The sequence below is a fragment of the Pseudomonas sp. PNPG3 genome (assembly GCF_023093815.1).
GTDB classification, from domain to species: domain Bacteria; phylum Pseudomonadota; class Gammaproteobacteria; order Pseudomonadales; family Pseudomonadaceae; genus Aquipseudomonas; species Aquipseudomonas asiatica.
This window is the reverse complement of the sequence record NZ_JALLKV010000041.1, coordinates 16,535-36,376: the sequence shown is the minus strand read 5'-3', so window position 1 is coordinate 36,376 and position 19,842 is coordinate 16,535. Positions and strand designations below refer to the sequence as shown.

Annotated in this window: 17 protein-coding genes and 1 tRNA gene; 3 read left to right on the top strand and 15 right to left on the bottom strand. The window is 60.7% G+C overall.

Features of this window, described 5'->3' with window-relative positions; all coding sequences use genetic code 11:
• The 3 genes from MJ643_RS22205 to MJ643_RS22195 are packed head-to-tail and all read left to right on the top strand — an operon-like array spanning position 1 to position 3,627.
• A complete protein-coding gene (locus tag MJ643_RS22205) occupies positions 1–1,521 on the top strand; it encodes a TolC family protein (RefSeq protein ID WP_013970856.1) in 1,521 nt (506 codons plus the stop codon).
• Complete coding sequence (locus tag MJ643_RS22200) at positions 1,518–2,615, top strand: HlyD family secretion protein (protein WP_024086253.1); 1,098 nt, start codon at positions 1,518–1,520, stop codon at positions 2,613–2,615. The genes MJ643_RS22205 and MJ643_RS22200 overlap by 4 nt, the downstream gene beginning before the upstream one ends.
• The gene (locus tag MJ643_RS22195) at positions 2,605–3,627 is read left to right on the top strand and encodes a DUF2955 domain-containing protein (RefSeq protein WP_013970858.1); all 1,023 of its coding nucleotides are present in this window, start codon (positions 2,605–2,607) and stop codon (positions 3,625–3,627) included. Before MJ643_RS22200 ends, MJ643_RS22195 begins: the two co-directional genes overlap by 11 nt.
• Before the next feature lie 89 nt (positions 3,628–3,716).
• On the opposite strand, the gene sulP is transcribed toward MJ643_RS22195, so the two are convergent.
• From sulP to MJ643_RS22120, 15 genes are all read right to left on the bottom strand, one after another.
• Positions 3,717–5,429, bottom strand: coding sequence for a sulfate permease (sulP, locus tag MJ643_RS22190; protein ID WP_013970859.1), 1,713 nt, complete (start codon positions 5,427–5,429; stop codon positions 3,717–3,719).
• 289 nt (positions 5,430–5,718) lie between these two features.
• Positions 5,719–6,819: a redox-regulated ATPase YchF gene (gene ychF, locus MJ643_RS22185; RefSeq protein WP_013970895.1), complete on the bottom strand. Its 1,101-nt coding sequence runs from the start codon at positions 6,817–6,819 to the stop codon at positions 5,719–5,721.
• A 23-nt stretch (positions 6,820–6,842) separates the two neighbouring features.
• Complete coding sequence (gene pth, locus MJ643_RS22180; protein ID WP_208209537.1) at positions 6,843–7,427, bottom strand: aminoacyl-tRNA hydrolase; 585 nt, start codon at positions 7,425–7,427, stop codon at positions 6,843–6,845.
• A 79-nt stretch (positions 7,428–7,506) separates the two neighbouring features.
• Positions 7,507–8,100, bottom strand: a complete 594-nt coding sequence (locus MJ643_RS22175) for a 50S ribosomal protein L25/general stress protein Ctc (protein ID WP_013970896.1) — start codon at positions 8,098–8,100, stop codon at positions 7,507–7,509.
• Between the two features lie 121 nt (positions 8,101–8,221).
• Positions 8,222–9,163, bottom strand: a complete 942-nt coding sequence (locus MJ643_RS22170) for a ribose-phosphate pyrophosphokinase (protein ID WP_003247410.1) — start codon at positions 9,161–9,163, stop codon at positions 8,222–8,224.
• Positions 9,164–9,210: 47 nt separating this feature from the next.
• Positions 9,211–9,285, bottom strand: a tRNA-Gln gene (locus MJ643_RS22165).
• 20 nt (positions 9,286–9,305) lie between these two features.
• Complete coding sequence (gene ispE, locus MJ643_RS22160) at positions 9,306–10,166, bottom strand: 4-(cytidine 5'-diphospho)-2-C-methyl-D-erythritol kinase (protein ID WP_013970897.1); 861 nt, start codon at positions 10,164–10,166, stop codon at positions 9,306–9,308.
• 3 nt (positions 10,167–10,169) lie between these two features.
• Complete coding sequence (lolB, locus tag MJ643_RS22155; protein WP_013970898.1) at positions 10,170–10,787, bottom strand: lipoprotein insertase outer membrane protein LolB; 618 nt, start codon at positions 10,785–10,787, stop codon at positions 10,170–10,172.
• A 4-nt stretch (positions 10,788–10,791) separates the two neighbouring features.
• Positions 10,792–12,513, bottom strand: coding sequence for a tetratricopeptide repeat protein (locus MJ643_RS22150; protein ID WP_013970899.1), 1,722 nt, complete (start codon positions 12,511–12,513; stop codon positions 10,792–10,794).
• Positions 12,514–12,701: 188 nt separating this feature from the next.
• Positions 12,702–13,427, bottom strand: coding sequence for a phosphocholine cytidylyltransferase family protein (locus tag MJ643_RS22145; RefSeq protein WP_013970900.1), 726 nt, complete (start codon positions 13,425–13,427; stop codon positions 12,702–12,704).
• Complete coding sequence (locus tag MJ643_RS22140; RefSeq protein WP_024086258.1) at positions 13,424–14,026, bottom strand: type 1 glutamine amidotransferase; 603 nt, start codon at positions 14,024–14,026, stop codon at positions 13,424–13,426. The genes MJ643_RS22145 and MJ643_RS22140 overlap by 4 nt, the downstream gene beginning before the upstream one ends.
• Complete coding sequence (locus MJ643_RS22135) at positions 14,023–16,383, bottom strand: PEP/pyruvate-binding domain-containing protein (RefSeq protein ID WP_196184639.1); 2,361 nt, start codon at positions 16,381–16,383, stop codon at positions 14,023–14,025. Before MJ643_RS22135 ends, MJ643_RS22140 begins: the two co-directional genes overlap by 4 nt.
• A 58-nt stretch (positions 16,384–16,441) precedes the next feature.
• Complete coding sequence (locus MJ643_RS22130) at positions 16,442–17,752, bottom strand: ATP-grasp domain-containing protein (RefSeq protein ID WP_013970902.1); 1,311 nt, start codon at positions 17,750–17,752, stop codon at positions 16,442–16,444.
• A 12-nt stretch (positions 17,753–17,764) separates the two neighbouring features.
• A complete protein-coding gene (locus tag MJ643_RS22125; RefSeq protein WP_024086260.1) occupies positions 17,765–18,382 on the bottom strand; it encodes a CDP-alcohol phosphatidyltransferase family protein in 618 nt (205 codons plus the stop codon).
• A 23-nt stretch (positions 18,383–18,405) separates the two neighbouring features.
• Entirely contained in the window at positions 18,406–19,599 is a 1,194-nt protein-coding gene (locus MJ643_RS22120; RefSeq protein ID WP_024086261.1) for a hypothetical protein, read from the bottom strand.
• Positions 19,600–19,842 lie beyond the last annotated feature (243 nt).

The following is a 19,842-nucleotide window of genomic DNA, read 5'->3' as shown; positions in this document are numbered from 1 at the left end:
ATGCCCGGACGCTTCTGTGGTTTTGCACTGAGCCTGGCTGCGGCGTTGGTGGGCTGTACCCAGGTCGGCCCGGATTTCCAGCCGCCGCAGGACCCGTGGCTGGGTACCTGGAATACCCCGCTGCTGGAGCAGGCCGGGCAGCAGGCCGCGGCGCCCGACCTTCGTCAGTGGTGGGCCGTGTTCGCCGACCCTGCCCTGGATGCCTTGATCGCCGAGGCCGATGCCAATAACAGCAACCTGCGCGTGGCTGGTTTGCGCGTTGCCGAAGCCCGCGCCCAGTTGGCCATCGTGCAGACCGGGCGTTATCCACAGCTGCAGCAACTGCGCGCGCAGAGCCTTTACCTGAAGCAGGATCAGTCCGGCACCGCCACCGCTCGCGACTCGGTGTTCTGGCAATCCAGCGCGGGCTTCGACATTGGCTGGGAAATCGACTTCTGGGGGCGCTTCAGCCGCGCCATCGAAAGCGCCGACGCCGTCTACTTCGCCTCCCAGGCCAATTACGCCGATGCCATGCTGCTGTTGCGTGCGCAGGTGGCCGACACCTACTTTGCCCTGCGCACCGCCGAGGCGCGGCTGGATATCGCCGAAGAAAACGCCCGCCGCCAGGCGCGCAGCCTGGAGATAACCGAGCGGCTGTTCCGTCATGGCGAAAACGACGAACTCGACTGGCAACAGGCGCGCACCCAGTACCTGGCTACCCAGGCCACCATCCCCGAGTTCCAGAACCAGCTCAATGCCCTGCGCAACGTGCTGTGCTCGCTGCTGGGCCGCGCGCCCGGGCCGCTGCCACAGCTCGATGCCGGTCATGGCCAGTTGCCGTTGCCGGACCGTGCCGTGCTGCAGGATGTGCCCGCCCGCCTGCTGCAGCGCCGCCCGGACATCCGTGCCGCCGAGCAGGCGGTAGCGGCGCAGTCGGCGCTGGTCGGGGTAGCCGAGGCCGACCTTTATCCACAACTGAGCCTGTTGGGCAGCATCGGCTGGAGTTTCGTCACGGCCAATCATTTGCCCGATACCTTCGACATCGCCGCCGGGCCCAGCCTGATCTGGAACCCGTTCGACTACGGTCGACGCAAGAACGCTGTGCGCGTGGAAGATGCCCGCTTGCAGCAACTGATCGAGCTGTATCACCAGGATGTGCGCGAAGCCGCCCGTGAGGCCGACGATGCCGCCAGCGGGCTGGTGCGCTCGCTGCAGAGCGCAAGTATCCGCGACCAGGCCTCGCAGGCCGCGCAGCGCTCCCTGAACCTGGCCAGCTCGCAGTACCGCGAAGGCTTTGCCGACTTCCAGCGCGTGCTCGACGCCCAGCAACTGCTGCTGCAGCAACAGGACGGCTACCTGGTCAGCCGCGGCAATGCGGTCAGCAGCCTGGTGACGCTTTACAAGGCCCTGGGCGGCGGCTGGGACGCCAGCCGCGCACCGATCGACCCGGCCACCCGCCAGCAGATGCAGCAACGCACCGACTGGGGTGAGCTGCTTGACGAACCAGGCCCCAGCGCACATGCACAAGGTGAAACGAAATGAGCGACACCACGCCGACGCCATCCCCGCCAGCCCCCGATCGCGGCATGCGCTGGGTGCTGCTGCTGATTGTCGTGAGCCTGCTGTGGTACCTGCTGGCCGATCGCTTCACGCCCTATACCCAGCAAGCCCGCCTGCAGGCCTACGTGGTGCCGGTGAGTGCCGAGGTGGCTGGGCAGGTGAAGCGTGTGGCGGTGGGCAACAACCAGGAAGTGCGCAAGGGCGATGTGTTGTTCGAACTGGACCAGGAGCAATATCGCATCGCCCTGGCCCGAGCCGAAGCCGACCTGGACACGGTACGCCGGCAGATCGGCGCCCACACCGCTGGCATCGACTCGGCCCAGGCGGCGCTGGTGGCGGCCCAGGCCAACGAGCGCAAGGCCCGGCAGGACGCCGAGCGGCTCAAGCGCCTGATCGATGAAGACCCGGGCACGGTGTCGGTGCGCCGCCTCGAGGGCGCCCAGGCCACCCGCGACCAGGCCATCAGCCAGGTGGCGGCAGCCCGTGCCGAAGTTGAGCGGGCCCGTGAGCAGCAGGGCGGGGCGCAGGACGACAACGCCCAGCTGCGCAGCGCGGCGGCCAATGTGGAAAAAGCCCGGCTGGACCTGGCGCGCACCATGGTACGCGCCGATGCAGACGGGTTGATCACCGACCTGCGCACCGACGTTGGCCACTATGTTGGCGCCGGCAGCCCGATGATGACCCTGATCGCTATCCATGACGTGTGGATAAGTGCCGACATGACCGAGAACAACCTAGGTCGGCTGCGCCCTGAAACCCCGGTGCTGGTAGTGCTTGATGCGCTGCCCGGCACGGTGTTGAAGGGGCGCATTCGCAGCATCGGCTACGGTGTGAGCGTAGGCCAGAGTGCCCCGCCAGGTACGTTGCCGACCGTACAGAACAGCCGCGAGTGGCTGCGCTCCGCACAGCGCTTCCCGGTTATCGTCGAACTGGAGCGTGACCAGTTGCAGGACAAGACCGTATTGCGGGTCGGTGGCCAGGCCGAAGTCATGGCCCTGCCAAGCGAGGGCAACCCATTGAACCTGCTGGGCCGGCTGTTCATGTGGCTGATGAGCTGGCTGTCGTATGCCTATTGAACTACGCCGCCTGCGTGCCCTGCGCCTGGCCTGGGGCGTGGCGCTTTGCCTGGCGGTGAGTTTCGGCATCGGCTTGCCGGTACCGATCCTGGCGCCGGTGTTCGCGGTGTTGTTGCTGGCCATGCGCAGCCAGCCCTTGCCCCTGCGTGCGGCACCGGCCTTGGCGGTGCTGGTGCTGCTTGCCTGCGGCAGCGGGCTGCTGCTGATTCCGCTGCTGCGCCATGCCCCGGTAAGTGGGGTGTTGCTGGTGAGCGTGGGGGTTTTCCTTACCTTGCGTTATGCACTGAAAGGCGGCAATGGCCTGTTGGCCAATTTGCTGGTTATCGGCCTGACCATGATCGCTGCCGCCGGCACCAGCGACTTCAGCCTGGCGCTGTCGGTGGTCGAAGCGCTGGCCAAAGGCATGCTGCTGGCGGTGCTGGGCACGGCAGCGGCGCATGTGCTGTTTCCCGAGCCGGCCGATGCGCCGGCGCAACCGGCACCGCCTCTGCTCGACGGTGACCAGGTGAGCTGGGTTGCCTTGCGTGCTACGTTGATCGTCATGCCGGCCTTCCTGCTGGCGCTGATCGCCCCGGACCAGTACATGCCGCTGATCATGAAGGCAGTGAGCCTGGGGCAGCAGGCCGGTGAGACCCGCGCACGGCATGCCAGCCGCGAGCTGATCGGCTCGACCTTGCTGGCCGGGTTGCTGGCGATATTGATGTGGGGCGCGTTGAGCCTGTTCGTGCACCTGTGGATGTTTTTTCTGTGGGTGCTGCTGTTCGTTCTCTGGCAGGGGCGCAGGCTCTACCGTGCGGTGGATACCAGGCAAAGCCCGGCGTACTGGGTGAGTTGCCTGACGACCATGCTGATCTTGCTGGGGCAGTCGGTGCAGGACAGCGCGGGCGGGCAGGATGTGTACCGCGCCTTTGCCGTGCGCATGGCGCTGTTTCTGGCGGTGTCGGTGTATGCCAGTGCCATGCTGATCTGGATCGACCGGCTTCGGATGCGGCGTGGGCTTCTTCGCGGGTGAACCCGCTCCTACAGGTATCGTGTTGCCCATGGGATCACGCAATTCTTGTGGGAGCGGGCATGCCCGCGAAGAGGCCAGCCCAGGAAAACCTAGGGCTTCCAGTCAACCCCACTCTCTTCCAGGTAGGCGTCCACCGCTGCCCCAACAGTGGGATGAAATGCCGACTCCCCCATATGCTCGAACAACTCGAACTGCCGCATCTTGTCCTTTACCGGGTCCTTCATCTCGGCAAACTGCAACTCCACCCCCCGCGCCTCCAGCGCCCGGTCCAGCTCGGCCAGCATGTCCGCCGAGGTGATATCGATGCTGGTCACCGGCTCTGCCGCGATCACCAGCCGTTGTACCGGGGTAGGCGATGCATCCACCGCCGCCATCACCGTGCTCTGGAACTGTTCGGCATTGGCAAAGAACAGCGGGGCATCCCAACGCAGCAGCACCAGCCCCGGAATGCGTCGGGCCTGTGGATAACGCTGCACATCATGGTAACCGCGGGTGCCATCCACCCGTCCCAGCACCGCATGATGCGGCCGCCAGCCGTCCCACAGGAATTCGATCACCGATATAGCCACGGCAATGCAGATACCGGGAATGGCCCCGAATACCGCTACGCCGACGAAGCAAGTGAACGACAGCCAGAATTCCCATTGCTGCATGCGGAAGATGCGCTTGAGGTCGGCGAACTCGAACAGGCCCAATGCTGCGGCAATCACCACTGCCGCCAGGGCGCTGTTGGGCAGGTGTTGCATCAGGTTGGGCGCCACCAGCAGCAACAGGGTCACCGCCAGCGCGCCGATAATACCGGTGAGCTGAGTCTGCGAGCCGGCCGCTTCGGCCACGGGGGTGCGCGATGAGCTGCTGCTGATGGGGATGCCCTGGAACAGCCCCGAGGCCAGGTTGGCCACACCCAGGCCGAACATTTCCTGGTTGGGGTTGACCGGGGCCTTCATGCGCGCGGCGTATGAACGTGACAGCACACTGGTATCGGCGAACGACACCAGCGCTACTGCGATGCCACCGAGCAGCACCTCCACCAGGTCGATATCGCTGACCCAGGGGAACACGAAGCTGGGTAGCCCCTGGGGCAGTTCGCCGAGCACTTTCACGCCTTGCTGGTCGAGCCCCAGCAGGCTCACCGCCAGCGTGGCCAGCACCACAGCAATGAGAATGCCCGGCAAACGCTTGAACGGCTTGAGCAGCAGGATCAGCGCCAGGCTACCGCCACCGACCACGAAGCTTGGCCAATGGCCCTGGCCGGCGAGCAATGCCTGGATCAGGTTCCAGGTATCCCGCAGTGGGCCCTGGCTGTCGACCGACAGGCCGAACAGTTTGGGCAACTGGCTGATCAGCACCGTGAGGGCGATGCCGTTCATGTAGCCATAGCGGATCGGCTTGGACAGCAGTTCGGTGATGAAGCCCAGGCGCAGCAAACCGGCGATCACACAGAACGCCCCGGCGACCAGGGCCATCATGCTGGCGATGGCGATTGCCCGTTGCGGGTCGCTGGCGGCGTACTGCACCACCACTGCCAGGATCGGCGCGGCCAGCGCCGAGTCCGGGCCCAGCACCAGGATGCGGCTGGGGCCGAAAAGGGCGTAGGCCAGCAGCGGGATGATGGTGGCGTACAGGCCGTAGATGCCAGGTACGCCGGAAGCTTCGGCATAAGCGATACCCACCGGCACCAGCATGGTGGTGAGCACCAGGCCGGCGGCGATGTCCCTGGGTAGCCAGGCGGGTTGGTAGTGGAGCAGGGTGACCAGGCCGGGTAACCAGCGTTGCCAGTCGAGGCGGGTTTTTTCGGGCATGGGGCGTGCGTCCAGGGGAGGGTGCTGAATCACAGCTTAGATGCTGAATTCCGGGGCCGCTCTGCGGCCCTTTCGCGACACAAGGCCTTTGATGCAATGTCCAGAAAATGCGTGGTAGCTGTGGGAGCGGGCATGCCCGCGAACACCGGCGCAGCCGGTGCCAGGCACCGCGTTGGATTCTTCGCGGCTAAAGCCCACAGGGGGAGCGTGCCGCTTGCCAAATGCCAGAAAAAACAAAACCCCTTGAGGCGTTGGCCTCAAGGGGTTCGTGGGTACTGCAGTCTGGCGCTTAGACGTTGAAGCGGAAGTGCATCACGTCACCGTCCTTGACGATGTAGTCCTTGCCTTCCAAACGCCATTTACCGGCTTCCTTGGCACCGCTCTCGCCCTTGAACTGGATGAAGTCGTCATAGGCCACCACTTCAGCGCGGATGAAACCTTTTTCGAAGTCGGTGTGGATCACGCCAGCGGCCTGTGGTGCGGTGGCACCGACGCGTACGGTCCAGGCGCGTACTTCCTGCACGCCGGCAGTGAAGTAGGTCTGCAGGTTCAGCAGCTCGTAACCGGCGCGGATAACGCGGTTCAGGCCAGGCTCTTCCAGGCCCAGGGCCTCAAGGAACATATCCTTCTCTTCACCGTCTTCCAGTTCGGCGATTTCCGCTTCGATCTTGTTGCACACCGGCACCACTACCGCGCCTTCTTCCTCGGCGATGGCCTTGACCACGTCCAGGTGCGGGTTGTTGTCGAAGCCGTCTTCGGCCACGTTGGCGATGTACATGACCGGCTTGCTGGTCAGCAGGTGGAAGCCGCGGATGACCGCCTTGTCTTCGGCGCTCATGTTCTTCATCAGGCTGCGCGCTGGCTTGCCTTCGGTGAAGTGCGGGATCAACTGTTCGAGGATGGCCTTCTGCGCCAGGGCTTCCTTGTCGCCGCCCTTGGCGTTGCGGGCAACCTTCTGCAGTTGCTTCTCGCAGCTGTCGAGGTCGGCGAAGATCAGCTCGAGGTCGATGATCTCGATGTCACGCTTGGGGTCGACGCTGTTGGAAACGTGGATCACGTTCTCGTCTTCGAAGCAGCGCACCACGTGGGCAATGGCGTCGGTCTCGCGGATGTTGGCGAGGAACTTGTTGCCCAGGCCTTCGCCTTTCGAGGCACCAGCCACCAGGCCGGCGATGTCGACGAACTCCATGGTGGTCGGCAGGATGCGGTTTGGCTTGACGATTTCAGCCAGTGCATTCAAGCGCGCATCGGGCATCGGCACGATGCCGCTGTTAGGCTCGATGGTGCAGAAGGGGAAGTTCTCCGCCGCGATGCCAGACTTGGTCAGGGCGTTGAACAGGGTGGACTTGCCGACGTTGGGCAGGCCGACGATGCCGCAATTGAAACCCATGGGTATTCCCCTCTCTAAGGAAATCAGGCCTTCTGGCTGTGCAGCTCGCGCATCGCCTTGGCGAAGTCGCCGGCAAGCACGTCCGGCAGCACGCCGAGGGCAAAATCGATGCTGGCGTCGAGCTTCTCCTGCTCGGCGCGCGGCGCGCGGCCCAGGACGAAGTTGGAGACCAGTTTGGCGTCACCCGGGTGGCCGATGCCAAGCCGCAGGCGGTGGAAGTCGTTCTGGTTGCCGAGCTGCGCGATGATGTCGCGCAGGCCGTTGTGCCCACCATGGCCACCGCCGCGCTTGAGCTTGGCGACGCCCGGGGGCAGGTCGAGTTCGTCATGTGCCACCAGGATCGCTTCCGGCTTGATGCGGAAGAAATTGGCCAAGGCCGCCACGGACTGGCCGCTACGGTTCATGTAGGTGGTGGGGATGAGCAGACGAACGTCGCTGCCCTGATGGCTGAACTTAGCCGTCAGGCCGAAATATTTGCGGTCAGCGGTCAACGAGACGCGCTGGGCGCTGGCAATGCGTTCAACGAAAAGAGCCCCTGCGTTATGCCGGGTCTGTTCGTATTCGGGGCCGGGGTTACCCAGGCCGACGATCAACTGGATGGCGGTCACGTCAGGGGCTCTTCCTTGGAGTTGGTGGGTTACAGGGCGCGCGGCACTGTAACCCGATCAACGCCGGCGCGCGAGTGGATTACTCGGCAGCGCCTTCTGCTTCTGGAGCAACGCGTGGAGCGTGAACGTTGGCAACAGCTTTGTCATCACCGTGGGCCAGAGCTACGAACTCTACGCCTTTCGGAGCTTTCAGGTCCGACAGGTGGATGATGGTGCCGATTTCAGCGTTGGCCAGGTCGACTTCGATGAACTCAGGCAGGTCTTTGGCTTCGCAGGAAACTTCGATCTCGGCTTCTACGTGGGAGATCTCGCCGCCTTTCTTGACCGGGGCTTCTTCATTGATGAAGTGAACCGGTACCTTGGCGGTCAGTTTCTGGCCAGCAACGACGCGAACGAAGTCGGCGTGCATGATGAAGCCTTTGGCCGGGTGGCGCTGCAGAGCCTTGACCACGACGTTTTGCTTGGCGCCGTCGACGTTCAGTTCCAGAACGTGGCTGAAGGCAGCCTCGTTTTCGAACAGCTTGGTGATTTCCTTGGCCAGGATGGTCAGGGACTGAGCGTCTTGGTTACCACCGTAGACAACGGCTGGGATGTTCGCGGAGTGACGCAGGCGGCGGCTCGCACCTTTCCCCAGGTCAGTACGCGCTTGGGCGTTCAGAGTGAATTCGGTCATTTTGTTTCTCCAAAGTAGCCCCCCGAGGGCGTTTGCGACCAGCGCCAACGGGGATGGCAAAAAAGCCCCGCCCCAACAACCAGTGTTGGGGCGGGGCGCTTTTCGTCAGCGTGTGTTCCGCTTAGCGGAACATCGCGCTGATCGATTCTTCGTTGCTGATGCGGCGGACCGCTTCAGCGACAACCGGTGCGATATCCAGCTGGCGGATACGGTCACAGGCTTGAGCAGCGGCGGACAGCGGAACGGTGTTGGTCACCACCAGCTCGTCCAGTACCGACTTCTCGATGTTCTCGATCGCGCGGCCCGACAGGACAGGGTGCGTGCAGTAGGCGTAAACCTTGGCAGCGCCGTGTTCTTTCAGGGCTTTGGCCGCGTGGCACAGGGTGCCGGCGGTGTCGACCATGTCGTCTACCAGGATGCAGGTGCGCCCTTCGACGTCGCCGATGATGTGCATGACCTCGGAGTGGTTAGCCTTCTCGCGGCGTTTGTCGATGATACCCAGGTCGACGCCCAGGGACTTGGCAACAGCACGTGCGCGCACGACACCACCGATGTCCGGGGAGACGATCATCAGGTTCTCGAAACGCTGGTCCTCGATATCGTCGACCAGTACGGGCGAGCCGTAGATGTTGTCGACCGGGATATCGAAGAAACCCTGGATCTGGTCAGCGTGCAGGTCGACGGTGAGTACACGGTCGATACCTACGACAGTGAGCATGTCAGCGACGACTTTGGCGCTGATGGCTACACGTGCCGAACGCGGACGGCGGTCCTGGCGGGCGTATCCGAAGTAAGGAATCACGGCGGTGATTCGGGATGCTGAGGAGCGGCGGAAGGCGTCGGCCATCACTACCAGTTCCATCAGGTTATCGTTGGTCGGGGCACAGGTCGGCTGAATAATGAAGACGTCTTTACCGCGGACATTCTCATTGATCTCAGTGCTGATCTCGCCGTCGGAGAACTTACCGACAGAAACGTCACCGAGAGGGATATGCAGCTGACGTACGACACGCCGAGCCAGATCGGGGTTGGCGTTCCCCGTAAAGACCATCATCTTGGACACGCGCAGTACCTGAAGGCTGAGGGTAACCTGGATGAGTATAAGGAAAATGGCAGGGGCGGCTGGATTCGAACCAACGCATGGCAGGATCAAAACCTGCTGCCTTACCGCTTGGCGACGCCCCTGTATCTGTTGCTGCGAACGCTTATGCGCTCGACTTCTTGACCAGACTTTGCAGCTTGCGATGCAACATCGAAACGTTGCTTCCTTTCGCCACAAACCCTGTTTGGGTCGCTGAAAGAAGGGCCAGAACTTTATCAGCTTCGGCTTTGCTTGGGAAGGCCCCAAACACACAACTTCCAGTACCGGTCAGTCGAGCCTCAGTGAATTTACCCAGTGAATTCAACGCATTGCGAACTTCCGGGTAACTCTGCTCTACCACCGGTTGGCAGTCATTTCGACTGTTTCCCTCGGGAACGGGGCGCATCTTAAGGGGGAGCGAATCACGTGTCAACTGTGGATGTGAAAAAATTTCTACTGTGCTGACAGACACTTGCGGCACAAGCACGACATACCACGGCTCTTCCGGGTCGACCGGGGTCAATTGTTCACCCACGCCCTGGGCGAATGCCGCGTGGCCGCGCACGAATACCGGTACGTCGGCGCCCAGGCTCAGGCCTAGTGCGGCCAGGCGGTCTTCGTCCCAGTCCAGTTGCCACAGGTGGGCGAGGGCCAACAGGGTAGTGGCGGCATCCGAGCTGCCACCGCCGATGCCGCCGCCCATGGGCAGCACCTTGGTCAGCCAGATATCGGCGCCCAACGTCGTGCCGGATTGTTCCTGCAGCTTGCGCGCAGCACGCACGATCAGGTTGCTGTCATGCGGCACTGCTTCGATCTCGGTGTGCAGGCGGATCACGCCGTCGTCACGCACGGCAAAGCTCAGTTCGTCGCCGTGATCGAGAAACTGGAACACGGTTTCCAGCTCGTGATAGCCGTCCGCACGGCGGCCGATGATGTGCAGCCACAGGTTGAGCTTGGCCGGAGCGGGCAGGGTTAGGGTCTGCATGTATCAGTGCCCCAGCTGGCGGGGCTGCCAGTCCTTGACCACCAGTGTCACGTCGAGGTCCTTGCCGTGCAGCTTCATACGCTCGGGCAGCCAGTAGCCGTTCTGTTCCGTGTAGCTCAGGTATTGCACCTGCCAGCCGTCCTGGTCGAGGCTGGCCAGGCGGCTGTCGCCGTCCAGGGTCAGCTTGCTCTTGCTGTCGGGGGCCGGCAGGCCGCGGACCCACCAGACCAGGTGCGAGACCGGCAACTGCCAGCCCAGTTGTTCTTCCAGCAGGGCTTCGGGGCTGAGGGCCTCGTAGCGGCCCTGGTTGGCCACTTCCAGTACCACGCCGCCGGGGCGGCCGGTCAGGCGAGCGGCGCCACGGCCCAGCGGGCCGGCCAGGCGAATATCGTAGTAGTCCTGGCGTTGCAGCCAGAACAGCGTGCCGCTGCCGGAGTCGCGCGGGGCACGGATGCCGACCTTGCCGTTGATCTGCCAGCCATCGAGGCTGCTCAGTTGCTCTTTATGGGCGCGCCACTGCTGCGGGTCGCCGTGGCCCTGCAGGGCCTCGCGACTACCGAAGCCGGCACAGCCGGCCAGCAGGGCGATCAGGGTGAAGGTAATGCAATGGCGCAGGAACATGGTGTTAGAGAGTCTCGGATCCGGTCAGGCGCAGGATGGTCTTGCGCAGGATGGGGCTGTCGGCCTGGGCTTCGAAGCCCTTGGCCCAGACCTGGCGGGCTTCGCGGCGCTTGCCGTTGGCCCATAGCACTTCGCCCAGGTGGGCGGCCACTTCGTGGTCTGGGAAGCTGGCAAAGGCCTTGCGCAGGTAGGTTTCAGCCTCGTCGAGGTTGCCCAGGCGGTAATTGACCCAACCCAGGCTGTCGAGCACCGCCGGGTCATCCGGGGTCAGCTGATGGGCCTTGTCGATCAGCGCCTTGGCTTCGCTGTAGCGGGTGGTGCGGTCGGCCAGGGTGTAGCCGAGGGCGTTCAGGGCCATGGCGTTTTCCGGCTCGCGGGCGATGATGGCGCGCAGGTCTTTTTCCATCTGCGGCAGGTCGTCACGCTTTTCCGCCAGCATGGCACGGGTGTACAGCAGGTTGAGGTCGTCCGGGTAGCGCTGGATGGCTTGCTGCAGCACCTGGCTGGCCTGGGCGTCCTTGTTGTTGTTGCTGTAGCTTTCCGATTCGATCAGGAACAGCTGTATGGCGTAGTCCGGCTGGGATTCGCGGGCATCGGCGAGCAGGCGCGAGGCTTCGGTACCACGGCCGTTGGCAATCAGGATGTCGGCCTGGCGCAGCTGCGCCGGCAGGTAGTCGGGGCCCGGGCCGACCAGGGCGTATTCACGCAGGGCGCCTGCAGGGTCGTGGCGCTCTTCGCGGATGCGGCCCAGGTTCAGGTGCGCGGCGTCGACGTTGCTGTCGCGTTCGATCAGCTCCTGCAGGTAGCCCTCGGCTTCATCCCAGTCCTTGTTTTCCAGGCACACCAGCGCCAGCGAATAGCGCAGCTCGTCGTCCTCGGGGTATTGCTGGACCAGGCTGAGGAACTCGCCCTTGGCATCGGCGATGCGGTCCTGTTCGACCAGGGTGCGCGCGTAGGTCAGGCGCAGGCGCTTGTCGTCCGGGTTGTCGCGAATCGCCCCGCGCAGCAGTGGCAGGGCCTCCGGGCCGCGGTCCAGGGCTTGCAGCAGGCGCGCGCGCAGCAGGACCGGGGCGACTTCGCCGTTTTGCGGCGGGTGCGACTCGAGCAACTCCAAGGCTTCTTCGGCCTTGCCGTCCTGGTTCAGCAGCAGGGCCTTGCCGAACACCAGCTGGCTGTTGTCCGGGTACTTCGCCAGCAGGCGTTCGAAGCTTTGCAGCAAGCCGTCGCGGGTGCTCTGGTCGGTTTCGGCGGCGGACAGAGCGAGGAAATCGAAATGGGTGTCGCCTTGGCCCTGCAGGACCTTTTCCATGTAAGTCATGGAGTCGTCATAGCGGCCGGCGCGGGCCAGCTGGATGGCTGCGGCGCGCTGGGCGTCGAGGTTCTGCGGGTCGTTGCGGGCCCAGACCAGGGCGTTGTCCAGTGCCGGTTCGTCGGCGCCGAGGTATTCGGCAATGCGGTAGGCGCGCTCGGAAACCCCGGGGTCCTGGGTTTTCGCGGCCTGGTCGGTGTAGTTGGCCAGGGCGATGTCGAAGCGGTTGCGCTGGCCGGCCAGTTCGGCCACCAGCAGGCTGTAGAGCGTATCCTGCTTGAACGAGCCATACACCACGGGTTTTTCCGCCTCGCTCTTGCCGGCCTCGGCGACGGGAGGCTCGGCCTTTTGCGGGGCCAGGCTCTGGCAGCCCTGGAGCAGGGCGAAGGCAAGCAGCAATGCGTATGGTTTGTTCATAGAAGGCTTTAAAAAGGACTCACCGGCGGTCGGAGCATGATGACACAAGCGCGGTGGCAAACCCACCTGCGAAGGTCGTGGTTTACAGGCTGGGTGGTGCAGAGTGGGACAGCGGGGTGGGGGAGAGGTTCGAAGGGGCTTCTGACACAATGACCCAGCCCCTACCTGCGCCGACAATTTTGTCGAGATCACAGGTCAGGATAGATCCGCTCGTATAGTGCCACGTCGCTGGGGCAGTCAATTTCTCCCCAGGGAGCGTGCGTCGCCACGCCGGCGACTGGAAAACCCTCGCTGACTAGTGCCCCTAATAGCGATGTCATGTCAGTCTGGTCGCGTGCCTGAGGCGTGAGCCCTTGCAATTGCCTTTTCAACGCCTGCCAACCCGCTGGCGTGACTTTGAACAAGCCTATGTACTGGCCCTGAATGACCTCAAGACTGGTAGCGGTCTGTCCAATAGCGCTCACCAATCCATCGACTAACCGGAAGTTCTCCAGGTCTGGTAGCGGATCGTTGAAGCGTTGCTGCCAGAGACGCACTGCAGCGGGATCGTAGCCCAGGACAATATCGGCTGGATGGTTAATTAGCTCGGATACTAGGGTGCTGTCGTAGAAGATGTCACCGTAGCTAACAAGGCAAGGCTCTGCGCTCAACCAACCGCTGGCGCAATTTAGAGAGCTGAAAATACCGGAGCTGTGCCAGCGGTGGTTGTGAAACAAAGTGTCGGTGAATGGTGCAAGCATTTCGCTTCGATAGCCTGCAACGATGCCAACCTCGCTGACATCGCATCGACGGAGCGTTTCAATCGCGCGCTGTAGCAGTGGCACACCATTAAAGGGTACCAAGGCCTTGGGGCGTTCATCGGTCAGGGCTTGTAAGCGACTCCCGCGACCTGCAGCAAGAATAATGGCTTTCATGAAAAAGCTCCAAAGGCATGTCGCACGCGTTGAATATCCAATGGATCGGCAGGTAGTTCTCGCTCGGGGTGCCACATGATCCCGGTATGACGACGGTGGTCGTCATACACAGCCTCGATCACGCCGTCGTCGGCCAGGGCTAGTACGCGGTAGCCGTCGGGCGCCTCCCGAAAGCCGTATTCATGATAGGAATTCACTCGCCGCCGTTGTTCTTGCATGTTGATCATGTGTTCGCCTACATGGCCGGCCAAACGTTCCAAAGTGCCGCCAGCTCGCGTCAACATTACCTGCATGCCGCGGCATACACCGAGCACCGGAAGCCGTAGATTTTCCGCAAGATCAAGCAAGACCCTCTCAGTGGCGTCGCGTGTGTCGGCTGTCCCACTCAGGGCCTGGCAGCTCCCTCCACCAGTAAGCAAGAGGCCCTGAGGGCGCAATGATTGGACTAGCGCCATGCTGACTCTCGGATCGTTTGGAAGGTACAGCGGGGTCAGCCCACATTGGTCTAAGAATTCAACCCAGCGCTGGTCAAGCGCGTCCCGCCATTCCTGGCGTTCGGCGTTGAACTGCCTGAGCATGGTCATCCCAACCAAAATCATGCCAGCACCTGTATACGCCGCTCGGCGCAGTCGAGCAGCAGGCTTGTCGCCGCCAATAGGGTTTTGAATCGAGTATCGCCCACGCCGATAGCTGCGGGAATGGCGAACTCTCGGGCTCGGATCGACATATGCGAGTTCTCGCCTCCGTAGGCGGTGATGAAACCAGCAATGCGGTGGGTAAAAATCCAATCAAAACCCGGATCAGCGTTTTCGATTAAGACAATGCAACCCTCTATGTCCGGTGCCAATTGCCCTGGAAGCACTTGGGCCACCCGCGCGTGAGTGGCACGTCGAGTGATGAAGTTGGGATTGCACCAGTGCACTCGATGGCCGAATAGATCTTGCGGCTGACAGATGATGCTTGGCGTACGGACTAACTGCGTTTCATACCAGCGGCTGCGGTTGTGGGCAATTGCTTGGTGCAAACGTTTGCGATCGATGTCGGCATAAACGCTGGTAAATTCGGTGATTTGCGCAAAGCTGAGTTGGTCGCGGTCAAAACCATGTACCTCACCCCAATCGCATAGTGAGCGCAGAACATCCGAAACAAACGCTGCATAGAGGTATTTGAGCTTCTCGCGCGACGCAATAGCGGCCTGAGCAAATTGTAGAAACTGCTCGGCGGAAACGTTAAGACCGCACTGGTCAAAAGCTTGCTGAATGGCGTTGACCTGGGCCCGAGATACAGTTAGCCCGTTCATAGATTTTGGGGGCCGCTGTAATGGGCGCTGCCAGTCAAAATAACGCTCCGGAGTCTCGTCGTAGCGTGCCACACGTATATCGTAGGTACCCGGCCGGACATGACCGTGCAGCTTTAGGAAATCGTCCTTATGCAACGTCTGGAAATCGCTGGCCATCTCGCGATCGATACTATTGACCCCTCCGGTCACATGATCGATGAAACCGGCAGATACTACCCCCGCTGTTTCCAGCGATTTAATTATTGCGGTACCTATGAACGCTGCACGGGCAGCGCCAGCGAATATTTCAGCGACCACGTTGGCCGCCGATAGGCCATTCCTCATACGTTGCAAGGACTCGCGCCGAGGTTCCCCCGCCATTAAACTCTGCACCTTGTCAGTAATACTCGGTAGGCGTGTCAGGTCGGAGAAGAACGGGCCGCTGGGGGAGATAATGTGCTCGGTCAACTGGCGTAGCTCGTTCAAGTAGCATTCGTGCTGCTCGGTACTAAGAGTCCGGAGCGCCGGCAGCGCGGCAGCGGCACCGGGGCTAGTAAGCTCTGGCGTGAAGCAAGTAGGAATGATCGCGAACTCGATCTTGTCATGCAGATGAGGATGCATGGCCAAGTAGTCGCCGCACTGTTCGACTACGCGCTCGGCAACATCTTGAGGTACCGAGGCAGGGATGAATGACTCGATGCTGTGGGCAATGCAGATGTAAGGAGAGCCACCCACCTGGTACATCAGCGGTTTGCGCCGCAGATCCCGGTAGCCGTATCGGAACCTGGCAGAGGCCCAATTAAGGTCAGTGATCAGCTCCTTATATAGCGAGTAGGCTAGCGCCCGCGGCTTGGTACCGATCATTTCCGCCGGGTTCCAGTCCGGCATAAGGCCAAGGAAGGCGGTCGACGTAGGACGCGGATGGCGTTGCTTGCAGATCAGCTCTTCGAGCTGAGAGGCCTCGTGCTCCAAAACTTTGCGCAGTTGGGCGTCGGCAAGTGCGCTGGCATTACGGGGCCCATCCGCGGTCATGGGACGCACTTGGAATAGCAGAGGGCCATCGACAGTGATCGCGAACTCTATGTCCAAGGCATCGTGCCCGGTTAGAACTTGTACCTCTTCGAGCAACGAAAACAGCCCTAGTAATTCCGCAGGCTCGCTTGCCGCCTCGCTGCCAAGGGAGACGAAAGCGTGCACAGTCTCGTTGCCGGCAGTGACACCGTCGGTGCTGGCACCTAGTACATAGTCAACTACGTAATATGGCAAACCCGTCTCTGGATCACGGGTCATCGCCACTCCGCTGGCCAATACACCTCTCGCCATCTGCTGCACCAGCACCTCATCGCGCTCGCGAGCTAGGCCGTAGGAGGCGATCACCGTCTTGATGGCTTCGCCGAGTGCCTGGCCGCCACACACATCTAGAATTGACGCGTACATCCCTGCACCGGAATGGCCGTCGCGGTCTTCGGCTAGACAGCTGGATCTTACAATCAGCGGCTCATCGCCAAAGAACGCCTGACAGTGCGAGATCACTGCCTGCCAGTCCTCCCGCCACTGTGCCACGGTGAATCGATGAAGGGGCAACACTTGCCCGGTGCTCAGAAGTGGTGCCAGTTGCTGCAGGGTATCGGCCTTGCCGGAAAAAGCGAACACGGAAGAAGGATTTACCGAGTGCATATGTCTTCCCTAATCAGTCCAATCAGTCCTTCGCAGGGGCTGTAAGTTTGTGTCAGGTTTAAGCCAACTCGGCGCCGGTATAAGTCGCGAGTTCAAGGCCGTAAAGTGAGGACAGCTCGCGCAGGAAGCGATTGCCCTTTTTCGCCGCAGCGTAGGGACAGTCGTCCTCAACGATGACGTGGCCAATTGTGCCGATGTTGCCGCTATAGACGTTTACCGCCTGGCCAGGCGCAACGTGGGCGGTGCAAAACCGGATGTTGTACTTGTCCAGTAATGGCTGTAGGGAGTCGGGGGTGTAGTCGTTGGCGATATGACCGCCATTGCGGGAGGCGACAGTTACGACGCTACCTGCGCGCTGAAGCACTGAGTCGTCAATTAGAATGGGCTCGCCTAGGTGCAGACGGACTAGCAGTTCGAACGGGTCGATGCCGGTCAGCATCCGGTACATCTGCGGCGCTACGCTACCCATCATGCGTGCGTTGATCTCCACTAGACAGGGCCCTTTGGCATCGCGCAACAGTTCAACATGATAAAGGCCAACATCCAGCCCCAGAGCGCTGAACACTGCCTGCACATATGCTTTGATCTCGTCGCGCTGTGCTGCGTCAAGGCCTGACGGCATGGTCGCGGTCATTTCTAATATTTCGCTATGGTCGGCGCGGAAACGGATGGTGGTCGCAAAGCAGGAGACCTTGGCGTCTTGGACGATGACTTCCGCTGAATGCAATGTACCGTTGATGTATTGCTCGACCAGATAGTCGCGGCTTACCAAGTGGTCGATCATAGGATCAGCACCCTTGCGACTCTGGCGCAGCTCGGCGAGAAAGGCGTCAACGTCGGCCTGGCTATGGCAAATGGCGGAAAACTGCTTGGCGAATCCTCGGGTCGGCTTGACAACGAATGGCAGCGACAAACTCGGAACGACCCCGTTGATCAGTTGCTCCTCGCTCAGTACTTCAAAATCAGGAGAGCGTAGTCCGTGTGCCCGCAGCGTTTCGCGCAATCGACTCTTGTATACCGCCCCGCACAGAGCTTCGTACCTCGGGTAGAGGGTGCCGATACGCTGGGCCTCACGCGCCACCGGTACTATGGCTGCTTCAGAGGTAGAGATGAGGGCGTCAATAGGACGCTCCGCGTGCAGGTTGGCCAACAACTGGCTGAGTTCGCCGTCTTCCAGATTATCGATACGCAAATAAGTATCCACATATCGCAGGTAAGGCTCGAGACGGGAGGTGTCGTCCTTGATCGAGATCGTCAGGAACGAGGCGTCGCGCTGATGAATGAAGGTGACATGGCAGCCAAGCCGTTTGGCTGCCTCAAAAGCCAGCAGGCCGCTTACGGTGCTGTCGACGAAAACCACGTGTTTCATTGGAACCTCGGATTACCAGGGATGAAAGTAAATGGTGCTGAGCCCGAACAGCATTGCGAAGCAAGCGACCGTCGAAGGTGCGCCATACTTGGGAATTCTCAAGCTGGTGACCTGGAGGATGCCGACCAGGGCCACCAGGCCGACGATCACACCGGCACCGTAATGCCCGGCCGATAGCCCCATCAGCGCCAGCGCAAAGACAAATCCTGAATATGTGGTGGGTAGCCCCTGATATCCCTCGCCAGCCGATGTGCTGGGCATGCCAAACAGCGATAGCCGCAAAATGGCTGTGAAAACCAGAGTTGCTGCGGCCAGCGTGGCCGAAAGAGACTGGTCGAGGATTAGGATGACAAGGGCTGGCGTGATGCTGAAATTGAGCAAGTCGGCAAAACTGTCTAGATGCTTGCCGAAGGCCCGTTGCGCGTTGTTCGCCGCCAGGTAGCGTCGGGCGATGTGGCCGTCAAGGAAATCGAGCATCGCGGCCAGGCAAATCACCGTTGCCGCCAGAATGAACCGTCTTTGCAACGCAAAATAAACAGTACCGAAGGCCAAACCGATATTGAACATTGTTAATATGTTCGCCAAATCCAAAAGACGGACGAACGGAAATACACGCGCTAATGTGGGCATATTGTTCTCCTTGAAGAAACTATTTAGACAGGTTGTTTTCCCTTGATCGCAACTGTCTTTCGAAGGGCGTTGGTTACGACGAAATAGAAAGCAACGAAGATAACGCTCGTGCTGAACAGGCCTGCATACTTAACCAGAATTGAACCGACGAAGATGGTAATTATCATGCCTAAGTACACCCCAGCATACTGGACAGATGCCATCAACGGCATGGCACTGGTAGGTGTGCTCCTGACAAGATCGGCTTGCAACTTGAAAAATGTCAGTTCGAAAAAGAATATGTAGAAAAAATACGCGATGTAACTGGACTGAATATCATGGCCGAACGCTGCGAGCATCATGAACAGGCCGCTGGCTACAGCCATCGGCATAGGTAGCGGTCGCAAATTACACTTGCCCAAACGATAGAACAGTACTGCGCCCACCAAAGCTGCCAAACTATTGACGGCCTGCAACAAGCCGATATACACCTCTCCCAAGCCCAGCACATGGGCCGGTAACAGCACCCTGGACACATTGAAGAAACCCTGAAAAACGCTGACGAAGACGATGAACTGATAGAGGCTGAGGCGTAGCGCGGGATACTCCTGCAAAAGCGAACCAAGGGCAGTCAATAGTCTTGGTGCGACCTGCACGGTGATCGGAGGCTTTGTTGGCGCAGGTAGTAGATAGGCCGCCAAAGCCGCGATGGAAAAAAGACTGACAGTAATGAGCAGGGCTAACCCAGGCGTCATGTTGGCTTTGAACAGTACCAGACTGATGCCTGCCAGGCCGCCGGCAATGAATTGTGCGGTGAGTGTCAGAGGCACTGAGCTGGCGATTTGCGCACTCGGGAAATAACACTTGATGGCAACAATACGCCCTACCCGTTGCAGCGCATCCAGGGCGCCAATGACTACCGCGCCTAACACGGCGACTTCCACATGATGTGGCAGGATCTTGTAGGTGACCGCCGCGCAGCCCAGCGACAGCAAGTTGGCACTCCACAGCAAGGTGCGTGGCGCTAGATAGTCAGCCAGACGGTAGATAGGAGCGACAAAAATTACCGGCAGAACCATTGGCGCAAACAGCACCACTTGGGAAAGTATTAGGCTGGCAGTATTAGCATAAATGTAGTAGGAAAGATAAATATAACTCAGCGTAGAGGCCGAAATGGCACACAAGTTAACGCCCCAAAGGAGCACTGAGTGCCTACGAGATGCTGCAAATTCTTCCATTGCTCGCGCCTATTATATAGCTTCCTGCCATGCATGAAGCATACCCTGCATAGAAAATCATTTTTAAGATAGGTTAAACAAGAATTTAAAAAATGCTTGTTTTGGGTGCGTCACCAAGTAAATGTGCATCATTGCAGTCCGTCAATATCTTTACTAATCCTCACCAACATAGCTTCTAGTCATCAGCAAAATTAGTAGATAGAAATAAACCGACTGACTGATAAAGCCATGCTATCCCACTCG

Excerpts from the sequence above, each read along its gene's own strand:
- MJ643_RS22125 (WP_024086260.1), bottom strand. The coding sequence starts at position 18,382 with ATGCCCACATTAGCGCGTGTATTTCCGTTCGTCCGTCTTTTGGATTTG.
- MJ643_RS22145 (WP_013970900.1), bottom strand. The coding sequence starts at position 13,427 with ATGAAAGCCATTATTCTTGCTGCAGGTCGCGGGAGTCGCTTACAAGCC.
- ispE (WP_013970897.1), bottom strand. The coding sequence starts at position 10,166 with ATGCAGACCCTAACCCTGCCCGCTCCGGCCAAGCTCAACCTGTGGCTG.
- MJ643_RS22135 (WP_196184639.1), bottom strand. The coding sequence starts at position 16,383 with ATGCACTCGGTAAATCCTTCTTCCGTGTTCGCTTTTTCCGGCAAGGCC.
- lolB (WP_013970898.1), bottom strand. The coding sequence starts at position 10,787 with ATGTTCCTGCGCCATTGCATTACCTTCACCCTGATCGCCCTGCTGGCC.
- ychF (WP_013970895.1), bottom strand. The coding sequence starts at position 6,819 with ATGGGTTTCAATTGCGGCATCGTCGGCCTGCCCAACGTCGGCAAGTCC.
- MJ643_RS22175 (WP_013970896.1), bottom strand. The coding sequence starts at position 8,100 with ATGACCGAATTCACTCTGAACGCCCAAGCGCGTACTGACCTGGGGAAA.
- MJ643_RS22195 (WP_013970858.1), top strand. The coding sequence starts at position 2,605 with ATGCCTATTGAACTACGCCGCCTGCGTGCCCTGCGCCTGGCCTGGGGC.
- MJ643_RS22150 (WP_013970899.1), bottom strand. The coding sequence starts at position 12,513 with ATGAACAAACCATACGCATTGCTGCTTGCCTTCGCCCTGCTCCAGGGC.
- sulP (WP_013970859.1), bottom strand. The coding sequence starts at position 5,429 with ATGCCCGAAAAAACCCGCCTCGACTGGCAACGCTGGTTACCCGGCCTG.
- MJ643_RS22120 (WP_024086261.1), bottom strand. The coding sequence starts at position 19,599 with ATGGAAGAATTTGCAGCATCTCGTAGGCACTCAGTGCTCCTTTGGGGC.
- MJ643_RS22130 (WP_013970902.1), bottom strand. The coding sequence starts at position 17,752 with ATGAAACACGTGGTTTTCGTCGACAGCACCGTAAGCGGCCTGCTGGCT.
- MJ643_RS22200 (WP_024086253.1), top strand. The coding sequence starts at position 1,518 with ATGAGCGACACCACGCCGACGCCATCCCCGCCAGCCCCCGATCGCGGC.
- MJ643_RS22205 (WP_013970856.1), top strand. The coding sequence starts at position 1 with ATGCCCGGACGCTTCTGTGGTTTTGCACTGAGCCTGGCTGCGGCGTTG.
- MJ643_RS22140 (WP_024086258.1), bottom strand. The coding sequence starts at position 14,026 with ATGATTTTGGTTGGGATGACCATGCTCAGGCAGTTCAACGCCGAACGC.